Origin of the sequence: Micromonospora sp. NPDC049836 (genome assembly GCF_044465125.1) — a bacterium.
Classification (GTDB): domain Bacteria; phylum Actinomycetota; class Actinomycetes; order Mycobacteriales; family Micromonosporaceae; genus Micromonospora.
On sequence record NZ_JBITLH010000020.1, the window covers coordinates 57,344 to 66,720 of the forward strand.

Sequence of the window (9,377 nt, forward strand, 5' to 3'; positions counted from 1 at the left end):
CCTCGAGAGCAGGTCTCCCCGGGCCGGGCACTCCTGATCCGCTGTCGATGGCTCGCCTTACGGCCTGCCCATCTGGTTTGGGCTGGCCATCAGAGCGAGCCACCAGCGGATGCGGCTGGTCAGCAGCTGGTGCAGGCCGACGCGCAGGTGCTGCCGCAGTTGTCCTCGGTCATCTTGATGATGTGCTCGACGGTGCCGCCGGCCTCGATGAACTCGATGTCGAGATCGAAGTCGTCGAGGGTGCCGCCCTCGACGTCGGGCTGGACCGTGGCGAGCTGGGCCATGACAACCTCCCTGGTTGCAGTGATAGGGGTTCCCCGACGCTCCCCCCGGCGTGGGCCGCTGAGGTGAGCGCCGAAGTCTCTTAGGACCAGGCGACGGCGAGGACGCCGTGTCGCTTGGTGCTGTGCCACCCGGTCAGATCGCTGGTGTCGGCGGTGTTCGGGTGGTAGGTGATGTGGGCAGCGCCGCGCCGGTAGTAGGAGTCCGCCCAGGTGCGGATCATGGCGAGCAGCTCGGCACCGACCTGCTCGGCTTCCGGCCCGTGGGCGATGACACCGGTCTCGTAGCCGCTGACGGTCTGCGGATTCTCCCGCTTGATGCGATAGGCGAAGCTGCCGCCGCGCACCAGCGTCGGGGTGCCGTTGCGTACCGTGCGGTTGACTACGCCCTGATCGACCGCGGCCTGCGCGGCGTGAATCATCGGCAGTTCCGGCCCGCTGGTCAGCAGGTACAGCTCCAGCTCGTCCGGCATGTCGAACGGCGTGCCCGACCAGCTCTCCACGGGCTTGGTGTTGAGCGCCTTGCGCAGCGCCGGCACGTCGAACGTGAGAGTGCTGTTCTGGTCGAGGCGCAGCCCGACGTCGGGGGTGACCGGGATCAGCTGCTCGCTGGCGGCGCCGTCGCCCTGCATCGGCACGAACGAGCCGAGCCGGTAGTTGCTGGCCGTCAGCACCGACCTGCCGGGGGCGCGGTCGAAGGCGACCAGGCGGGTGATCCCGGCGAAGCGCAGCGGCACGACGATCCGGCCGTCCGGGGTGAGCTGATCGAGCCAGGCGGGCGGGATGTCCCACGCCCCGACCGTGACCATGATCCGGTCATACGGCGCGTGCTGTGCCACGCCGTGCTCGGCGTCGGCGAGCACGACGTTGACCTGCTCGTACCCGGCCCGGCGCAGACCCGCGCGGGCACGGTCCACGACGTCGGCATCGATGTCCATGGTCGTCACCGAACCGGTCGGCCCGACGACCTCCGCGATCAGGGCGGCGTTGTAGCCACCCGAGCCGATCTCCAGCACGTTCATGCCCGGCCGTACCTCGGCCAGTTCTAGCTGGATGGCCTGAATGTGCGAGGCCGAGACCACGCTGGTCTGACGCCCCTGAGCGTCAATCTTGGGCACCAGGGTGCTGTTGGTCTGATACACCTTCTCCAGCGGTTCGCCGGGTGCGAACTCGTGCCGGGGCACCGCGTTCATCGCTGCGGCGACGCTGTCGGTGGTGATCAGACCTTCGTCGCGCAGCGTGCCCACCATGGCCTGGCGCAAGGTGGTGGCGTCGTCGACCTGCAATGTCATGGGAATCCTTTCGGGTAGCGGGGGCTGGCGGACTTGGCGTCCCGCTTCGCCCTATGGGTTTGGGCGGCTGGGTTGTTGCAACCTGACCCAGCGAGGCTGGCCCGAGGCCAGAGTCAGCTGCTCGTGGGCCAGGAGATCGTCACCACGCCGTGGGTCTTGTTCATGACCGTGGCGTCGGCGCGAATCTGGGAGCGGTCGCCGCCGGCGGGCCAGTAGGCGAACGTCGGAGGCGTGTGCCGCCCGGCTCGGTCCCACGCCTGGATCTGTTCGATCAACGCGGCGGCGGCCACCTGCCCGTCGCGTCCGTAGGCGCGGGCACCGAACTCCGCCCCGGCGCCCTGCATCGCGTCCCGCAACACGAGGCAGGCGAGCCCGGCTCCGCGTACGACCGCGAACGGCAACCAGCGCTTCCGGGCAGCCAGTGCGCTGCCCTCGTCGGCGGCGAGGCGGCCGAACCCATCCAGGTACCACGCGAGCCACAGGTGCAGGTCGGCGAAGGAGATCCCGTGGCTGACCGTGACGCCAGACCAAAATTCGGCCGCGTCGGCGTCCAGCACGCCATTGAGCTGAATCAGATCCGGGGGTGCGCCGGAGTCGAACGCGAGCTTGACCTTGCCGCCGGTGGTATCGGCTAGCTCGAGCACCTGGTCGGCGTGGCGGCCGGCGCCCTGCATCGGCACGAACCCGGCCACTTCGGCCGACGTGCTGGCCAGGTGGTCGCCGTCGCGCCGGAACCCGATGGTGCGGGTGACCCCGTTCATAATCAACGGGAGGACGAGCACGCCGTCCGAGGCCAGTTGGTCGAGCCAGGCCGGGGCGATGTCCCACGCCCCGACCGTCACGATGATCGCGTCGAATGGCCCCTCGTCCGGCACGCCGTGCTCGGCGTCGGCGACCAGGACACGGACTCGGCTGCTGTAGCCCGTGGCGTCCAGCGCGGTCGAGGCCAGGTCAATGATCTCGGGGTCGATATCAATGCTGACTACTCGGCCCTCCGGACCGACGACCTCTGCGAGGTAGGCCGCGTTCAATCCGCCCGAGCCGACCTCCAGCACCGTCATGCCAGGTCGCAGCTCGGCCAGTTCCAGCATCCGCGCCTGGATGTACGCCGCGGACACCGACGAGATCGCCATGCCGTCCTGATCGCGCTTGGTCACCACGGAGCTGTCGTAGCCATAGGCGACCTCAGTCGGCGTACCGGCCGGCATGAACCAATGCCGCGGCACCGCTCGGATCGCCGCCTCAACGAGAGCGCTCGTGACCATCCCCTTATCGCGCAGCGTGTCCACCAGCGCGGCGCGGAGCTGGGCGGACTCGCCGATGCTTGTCTCAGCCATCTGGGTTACTCGTACTTCCTTCTCATCGGGTCGGACAGGCACTCCTGCATTCGGGGCACGCCTGGTGCGGCGAATGCAGGAAGACAGGGGGCCGGCGGGAGCGCTGCGCTGGTTCCTGCGATGTCACCGACGCCTAACGACAGGAGTGGTTCGTCGTACCCATCGCCGCCCGAGCCGCTGTAGCACCGCGAGTTGTTCTGGGGAGGGGGCGTGCGGTCACGGCGGACCTCCTATCAGGGCGAGGCGGGCGGTCAGGCGTCCTGGTGCTGGTGGCCGTTGGTGGCGCACTCGCGCCAGATGCGGGACAGGTGCCGGGTCATGTGGGCGGTGGCGGGGTGGCCGGGGTGTTCGCGCCGGTGGGTGGTGATGGTGTCGGCGAGGAGGGTGCGGGCGGCTTGGCAGTGGCCGAGGGCGTACAGGATGAGGGCGGTGGCTGCTTGGACGGCGAGGGTTTGCTGGGCGTGCGGGCCGTCGGATTTGGAGAGGTGGCCGGTGAGTTCCCGGTAGAGGTGGTAGGCGCGCTGATGGTGTCCGCCGCGCGAGTGGGCAGCGGCGAGGACGTGGAGGGCGTGCAAGGCCCGCCGGTGGGCGAGCCCGTGGAGGTGGACTGTGCTGGCACGGGCGTAGGTGGCCCAGGTTATGGCGTCGGCGGGGTGGCCGAGACGGAGTTGCAGTTCGGCTAGGAGGATGGCGGCTTCCGCGTGCACCGCGTCGGCGGGCGCGGTGGCGGGGTCGATGCCGGTGAGGCTGGCGTGCAGGAGTTGCCGGGCGCGCAGCGGGTCGCCGAGGACCAGGGTGCGGGCGGTGGCGACACGCTGTGCGCGTTCGGCCTCGAACCGGCCGGGTTCGAGAACAGGGGTGGCGCGCCAGGTGAGGGTGATGTCGCTGGGGGTGGCACCGACGGTGATGCGGGCGAGGACGCGGTGGGCGTGGACGGCTGCGAGGTGTGGCGGGATCGGGGTGCTGGTCGACGGGATGATCCGAGCGGCGCGCGCCAGGATCGCCCGACCGATGGTGTCGGCGACGGCCACGCTATCCAGGGGCCGGGGTCTGCAACCCTGCTGGCACTGGTAGCCCTGCCCAGAGTCGTGCGACTCGGCGTGAGTCATTGGCTGCTGGCAGAACCTGCAGTGCAGCAGTCCCGGCGGCAGGTACATCTCGCACGAGTCGGCGGCCGGCCTGCATGGCTGGAGCGCGACTGGGGCAGTCGCTTTGGTGACCCATTTCTGGACTAGGCGCGGGTCGAGGTTCATCTGATGGGCGACGGTGGTGACGGCGCCGTATGCCCTGACTCGGCGGGCATCCGTGACGCGCTGGACGACGGCGTCGATCAGGTCTGGAGGGTATCTGCTTGGAAAGGCCATGATTCGCGGAGCCAGTTTCAGGACGGGGGTGGTCAGCTGCCTGTGGATGTCACCGGTGAGGCTGTTAGTGACGGGAGCGATGGGGCTACACATGGAAGCCTTGCCAGCGGTTGTCGACCGGGCGGGCCGGGTTGATCGGCATGGCACTGCTGCCGTGGCGAGCGTTGCGGCGCATCGGCTGCAGGGTCGGGCCGTCCGGCAAGGTGATCGCCGGCCGGGGTGTGTAGCCGTATCGGGCGAGCAGGTGCTCCCCGCCTGAGGGAACAGCGGTCCAGGACGGCAGGTCGATGCGGTCGAGGCGGCTGCGGTGGTGGGCCAGCAGCGCGACGCCACAGCCGCCCCGTTGGGCGTCGGTGCGGACGGCGAGGAACGCCAGTTGGTAGTGCGGTTCGGTGGGCTGTTTCTCGGCAAGGAGCGTGTCCAGCAGGTCGAAGCGGTCGGCGTGTGGTCCGGCGGCGTCGGTGAGCCGGGTCCGGTAGTTGGCCGGTGGTGGGATGGGTCGGTAACGGTGAAAACCCACGGTGGCGGCGGTGAGGTCATGGGTGAGGTGGATGTCGCCGAAGAACATCGCATGTTCTACCCAGATCGCGACGACGTCGGCCAGCACCTGGCACCTCTGCCCTGGGTCGGGCACCAGCCACGCGGCGAGCGGTGTGGGGTGCAGGGCGTCGGCGATCAGCAGGGCGACCAGATCCTTGTCTGCCCAACGGGCGGCGCGAATGTGCACCAGGCTCTCCATCGGATTAGATGTCCTTGTGGTCTCGCTTCACCGGTACGTTGCGGTGGCGAGGTCACCGACGGCGGCGTCGAGGGCGGCGGTGATGTCCCGCACCGACCGGTGGTGCTGGCCGGCGATGGCCTTCAGGTGCGCCGTCACGGTCGTACTGTCGTCGTTGAGGTAGAGGTGGCCGGTGAGGCCGAGGGTGGCGACGAGTCCGGCGAGTGCGGCGGTGTGGTTGTCGGGCTGCTCACGGCCTTGAGCGACGTACCGCAGGCGTGCGCGGGCGACGACCGCCCACTTGGTGTCGGTGGCGAGGTAGGTGTCGGTGCGGGCAAGGCCGCCGAGGCGCCGGCGAGTGACCTGCCGGAGGATCCCGGCGGCGACGAGTCCGGCGCGGGTGCGCTCGTATAGGTCGTCGGCGAAGCCGCGCAGGAACGCCTTCACCGGTGGTGCTGTACGCCCATAGCGGATGAAGCCGATGGCACTGTCCCCGATCAGGTCTCCGAGCGGTTGATCGGTGTGCAGGCGCAGCCACCGGTCTCCGGACAAACGGTCGTTGTTCGGGTCGAGGACGATCCGCCCGGCGAGAAACAGGTCGACCAGGACCGCGCCGGCCAGCCCCAACGCCAAGGCTTGGCGGTGGATGTGCGGGTGGCCGGCGTCGTCGTCATGGCCGAGCAGGAACAACTCGTCGCGCAGCGGCAGCCGAGCAAAACTCATCGGCCCGCCCCTTCCGTGGTCTGGACGCAGACTGCCGCAGGCTGGTGCGCAACCTGGGCGGACGCCCACTTGCCGCCGCCGGTGGGTCCCGCGGATCCGATGAACATCAGTACCCAGCTGGCACTGGGCAGGGATGGTTCCCTGCGGATAGCGAGCCGAGGAGGTTCACTCACGAGCTGCTGCTCCTTTCATCCCGACCCCGGCGAGGAAGCCGGTGAGGAAGGGGCTGGCTGACGCGTGTCCCCTCTCGATCTGGTCCTCGGGATCAGGGCGCCACCGAGCAACAGGGACGAGCGCTGCGTTGCTCGCCGACTTCGCTGCTGGCCCGTCGGCAGGGACCGTGGCGAAGTCGCCGAACAGCGCCTCGACCTCTGCGGGGGCGCGCAGTTGAAGTGGGGTAGGCGTGCGCTGATACAGCCTCTGCACCTCATCGGTCTGGCTTGTGGCCGTGCCGGAGGTCGCGTGGGAGATGACGAGGGCGCTGCCAGGGGGCATCGCGGCGCGGAACGGTTCCACGATGGCGTTGACGTCGCCGGGGATGAAGTGCAGGACCGAGACGAAGAGGACGGCGACGGGACGGGTGAGGTCGATCAGCCGCTGCGTGGTGGAATTTTTGAGGATGAAATCCGGAAAGCAGATGTCGGCCTGGATGACATCGACCCGCGGGTTGTTATTCAGCAGGACCCTGGCGTGCGCCACGGCTACCGGCTCGACATCGACGTAGAGAACCCGCGCATTGATGTCGATGTGGCGGGTGATGTCGTGGACGTTGCCCACGGTCGGTATCCCCGAGCCGAGGTCGAGGAACTGGTGTATGCCCTGCTGGAGTGCGTAGCGGACGGCGCGGCGCAGGAACGCGCGGTTTGCGCGGGCCGCGTCGGCGACATGGGGTGCGACGGCGAGTACGGCATCGGCGGCGTGACGGTCCGCGGCGAAGTTGTGGCTGCCACCGAGGAAGTAGTCGTACATCCGTGCGGCATTCGGACGAGTCAGGTCGACCTCGGCGGGTGCCCAGCTCATCGCCTCAGTTCCCATGGTCTTTCCCCGGTTGCTCGCTTGGGGCCTCGGCGATGCGGCGCAGCCGCTGGTGCACTCCCTCATAGGGGTTCACGCCTGCCAAGATCGCCTTGTTGACGGCGGCGTGCATGGTGTAGAGCGGGTCGCAGACGTTGCCAGGTGCGGCTCGGCCGGCCTGCGAGACGACCTGGTAAGCGTCAAGTAGCTCCAGGCCGGTCAGTTGTGCGGTCCAGGTAACCAGGTCGTGCTGGCTGATGCGGTAGGCGTCTTCAAGCGGACGGGCGGCGCCGATCGAGATGATCCGGTGGTCGGTCTCGATGCGTGGCCATGGTGTAGCCACGCCCTTGATCAGGTCGACAGCGACGGTGACGTTCATGGCTGTCTCCACCGCGACGCCGCACACCTCGCCCTGGCCCTGGCGGGCATGGCCATCGCCTATGGCGAACAGCGCGCCGGGGACGTTGACGCCCAGGTAAACGGTGGTGCCGGGGCGGATCTCCGGAGTGTCGAGGTTCCCGCCGTGCGCATCAGGCACGATCGTGGAGCGTGCTTCCCCGCCGGCCGGGGCCAGTCCCACGGTGCCGAGCATCGGCTCCAAGGGCATGACGATCGCATGGCCGGAGCGGCGGGCGTGGAAGGTCACGGTGCCTGCCGCGGTGTCGATGGTGTAGCGCCACACCCGCTCCTCGAGCGGTGGGTGCAGCATCGGCGTGGTGTGGGTGGCGGTCAACGCACCGAAATGCGGAAAGGTGGCTGACATGCCCCAGTCGCGGGCCGGGGCGATGGCCGCGAAGTGCAGCGCGAGAGTGTCGCCAGGTTCTGCGCCGAGCACGTGGAAGGGGCCGGTGACGGGATTAAATGCTTGGCACACCTTCGACGGCAGGTCGTCCACAGCGCGCACGACCCCGCCGAAGCAATCCTCGGTGCTGGTGACAAGCAGGCTGCCCGGCTTTATCTCGGCGACCGCCGGGTGGGCGCCGAAGGTGTAACGCAGCTCGTCTTCGGTTGGCTGGTAGGTGACCGAGCTGGTCATGCCCCCTCCCGTCCGTTGGCAAGTCCGGACAGCTCGGGGCGGCGTCCGGCGGCGTACAGACCTGCCAGGACCAGGAGGCCGAGGGTGAGCCAGACGAAGCCGAGGCGTTGGGCGGCCACGTTGGCGTTGACAACGACGTAGGCGAGGATGGCGAATCCGATTCCCGGAAGCATCAGGTGCGCGATCAGGTTGCGGCTGCGTTGGCGGACCAGGTAGTGCCAGATGACGGCGAGGTGCAGCACGAGGAACGCGGTCATCGCGCCGAAGTTGATCAGGCTGGACAGCAGCGCGATGCCATCGGTTCGCCAGTTCATGTAGAGGCCGATCGCCAGCGACACCAGCGCAGTGAGGGTGATGGCGTGAGTGGGCACGCTGTGGCGCACTGACACCTTGGCCAGGAACTTCGGCAGCTGCCGGTCGCGGGCCATGGCGTACAGCAGCCGCGAGGTGGCCACCTGCGCGACGAGGGAGTTCGCCACGCCCCAGGCGACGGCCGTGGCGACCGCGCACAGGGTGGCCAGCCAGGGACCACCGGCGAGCCGGGCGGCGTCGTAGAACGCGGTGCCTTCCGGATCGCCATTGACGAGGAGGCCATCCGGGTTGGGCAGCAGCAGCGCGGCCATCCAGGTCTGGGCGATGAACAGCAAGCCAGCCACACCCAACGCCGCGGCCATGGCCCGGCCGATCTGCCCCGCGCCGCCCTTATTCTCCTCGGCCAGCATCGAGATGCCGTCGAAGCCGAGGAAGCTGAGCACGGCGATCGACACCGCGCCGAACACCAGCGCCCAGGTGAACGTGTCGGGGTTGTAGAGCGGCGTCCAGGAGAAGCCCTGTCCCTTGCCGTGCGCGAGGGCGCGGCCCGCAGTTGCAAGGAAGATCACCAGGACGATGACCTCGCCGACGAGCATCACTCGGGTGATCAGTGCGGTCATCCGGATTCCCCGGTAGTTGACCAGGGTGTTCACCAGCACGAAGCCGACCAGCCAGACCCACACTGGAACCGCCGGAACGGTGGAGTGCATCGCCACCGCCGCGATCAGGTACAGCAGGCTCGGCACCAGCACGTAGTCCAGCAGGATCGCCCAGCCAGCGAGGAACCCGACCGGTGCGCCGATCCCTCGCCCGGCGTAGTTGTACACGCTCCCGGCAAGTGGAAACGCCTTGACCATCTGGGCGTATGAGGCGGCAGTGAACACCAGCGCCGCCATGCCGATGACGTACGCCAGCGCGACCATCCCGCCGGCGCCGGAGTAGACGGATCCGAAGATGCCCATAGGCGCGATCGGCACCATGAACACCAGCCCGTAGAAGAGCAGGTCGGCGAAGCCGAGTGAGCGGCGCAGCTCCGGTCGGTATCCGAACCGCGAGGAGTCGGGCGACGCCTGCGCCAAGCCGATCTCCGGCGGAGGCGCTGTCTGCCTAGTGTGCATGCTGTTCCATTCCTTCCTGTCGGTCAGCGACGCCAGCTCACTTCCGCCAGTGCTCGAGCTGGCCAACGGCGGCAGCGGCTTCGAAGGTGTCAACACCGGTTGAACCCTGACCCCTCTGTTCCGGCCGAACTTTGACCCCCTCGCTGGTTGTAGATGTTCAGTCGTTGGTCTTGGTGGCTGCG

The 9,377-nt window shown here is 68.6% G+C and carries 9 protein-coding genes; all 9 read right to left on the bottom strand.

The window, feature by feature from the left end; translation table 11 throughout:
- Positions 1-119: 119 nt before the first annotated feature.
- Positions 120-284 carry an FxLD family lanthipeptide gene (locus ACIBPB_RS31855; protein ID WP_082171406.1) on the bottom strand — a complete coding sequence of 55 codons (165 nt, stop codon included), beginning with the start codon at positions 282-284 and terminating at the stop codon, positions 120-122.
- Positions 285-364: 80 nt separating this feature from the next.
- On the bottom strand, positions 365-1,573 hold the full coding sequence (fxlM, locus tag ACIBPB_RS31860) for a methyltransferase, FxLD system (RefSeq protein ID WP_030500419.1): 1,209 nt from the start codon (positions 1,571-1,573) through the stop codon (positions 365-367).
- Between the two features lie 113 nt (positions 1,574-1,686).
- Complete coding sequence (gene fxlM / locus ACIBPB_RS31865) at positions 1,687-2,910, bottom strand: methyltransferase, FxLD system (protein ID WP_030500420.1); 1,224 nt, start codon at positions 2,908-2,910, stop codon at positions 1,687-1,689.
- 251 nt (positions 2,911-3,161) lie between these two features.
- Positions 3,162-3,941 carry a hypothetical protein gene (locus tag ACIBPB_RS31870; RefSeq protein WP_143025373.1) on the bottom strand — a complete coding sequence of 260 codons (780 nt, stop codon included), beginning with the start codon at positions 3,939-3,941 and terminating at the stop codon, positions 3,162-3,164.
- 418 nt (positions 3,942-4,359) lie between these two features.
- Positions 4,360-5,013, bottom strand: coding sequence for a hypothetical protein (locus ACIBPB_RS31875; protein ID WP_030500422.1), 654 nt, complete (start codon positions 5,011-5,013; stop codon positions 4,360-4,362).
- Positions 5,014-5,040: 27 nt separating this feature from the next.
- Positions 5,041-5,715, bottom strand: a complete 675-nt coding sequence (locus ACIBPB_RS31880; protein ID WP_030500423.1) for a GPP34 family phosphoprotein — start codon at positions 5,713-5,715, stop codon at positions 5,041-5,043.
- A gap of 165 nt (positions 5,716-5,880) precedes the next feature.
- On the bottom strand, positions 5,881-6,735 hold the full coding sequence (locus ACIBPB_RS31885; protein ID WP_036342668.1) for an SAM-dependent methyltransferase: 855 nt from the start codon (positions 6,733-6,735) through the stop codon (positions 5,881-5,883).
- Between the two features lie 4 nt (positions 6,736-6,739).
- Positions 6,740-7,765 (bottom strand): acetamidase/formamidase family protein, encoded by a 1,026-nt coding sequence (locus ACIBPB_RS31890; protein ID WP_030500425.1) that lies wholly within the window; start codon positions 7,763-7,765, stop codon positions 6,740-6,742.
- Positions 7,762-9,195 carry an APC family permease gene (locus ACIBPB_RS31895; RefSeq protein ID WP_082171407.1) on the bottom strand — a complete coding sequence of 478 codons (1,434 nt, stop codon included), beginning with the start codon at positions 9,193-9,195 and terminating at the stop codon, positions 7,762-7,764. The genes ACIBPB_RS31890 and ACIBPB_RS31895 overlap by 4 nt, the downstream gene beginning before the upstream one ends.
- Between the last annotated feature and the right edge of the window lie 182 nt (positions 9,196-9,377).

Coding starts and splice junctions, on each gene's coding strand:
- ACIBPB_RS31855 (WP_082171406.1), bottom strand. CDS start 284: ATGGCCCAGCTCGCCACGGTCCAGCCCGACGTCGAGGGCGGCACCCTC.
- fxlM (WP_030500419.1), bottom strand. CDS start 1,573: ATGACATTGCAGGTCGACGACGCCACCACCTTGCGCCAGGCCATGGTG.
- fxlM (WP_030500420.1), bottom strand. CDS start 2,910: ATGGCTGAGACAAGCATCGGCGAGTCCGCCCAGCTCCGCGCCGCGCTG.
- ACIBPB_RS31875 (WP_030500422.1), bottom strand. CDS start 5,013: ATGGAGAGCCTGGTGCACATTCGCGCCGCCCGTTGGGCAGACAAGGAT.
- ACIBPB_RS31880 (WP_030500423.1), bottom strand. CDS start 5,715: ATGAGTTTTGCTCGGCTGCCGCTGCGCGACGAGTTGTTCCTGCTCGGC.
- ACIBPB_RS31885 (WP_036342668.1), bottom strand. CDS start 6,735: ATGAGCTGGGCACCCGCCGAGGTCGACCTGACTCGTCCGAATGCCGCA.
- ACIBPB_RS31890 (WP_030500425.1), bottom strand. CDS start 7,765: ATGACCAGCTCGGTCACCTACCAGCCAACCGAAGACGAGCTGCGTTAC.
- ACIBPB_RS31895 (WP_082171407.1), bottom strand. CDS start 9,195: ATGCACACTAGGCAGACAGCGCCTCCGCCGGAGATCGGCTTGGCGCAG.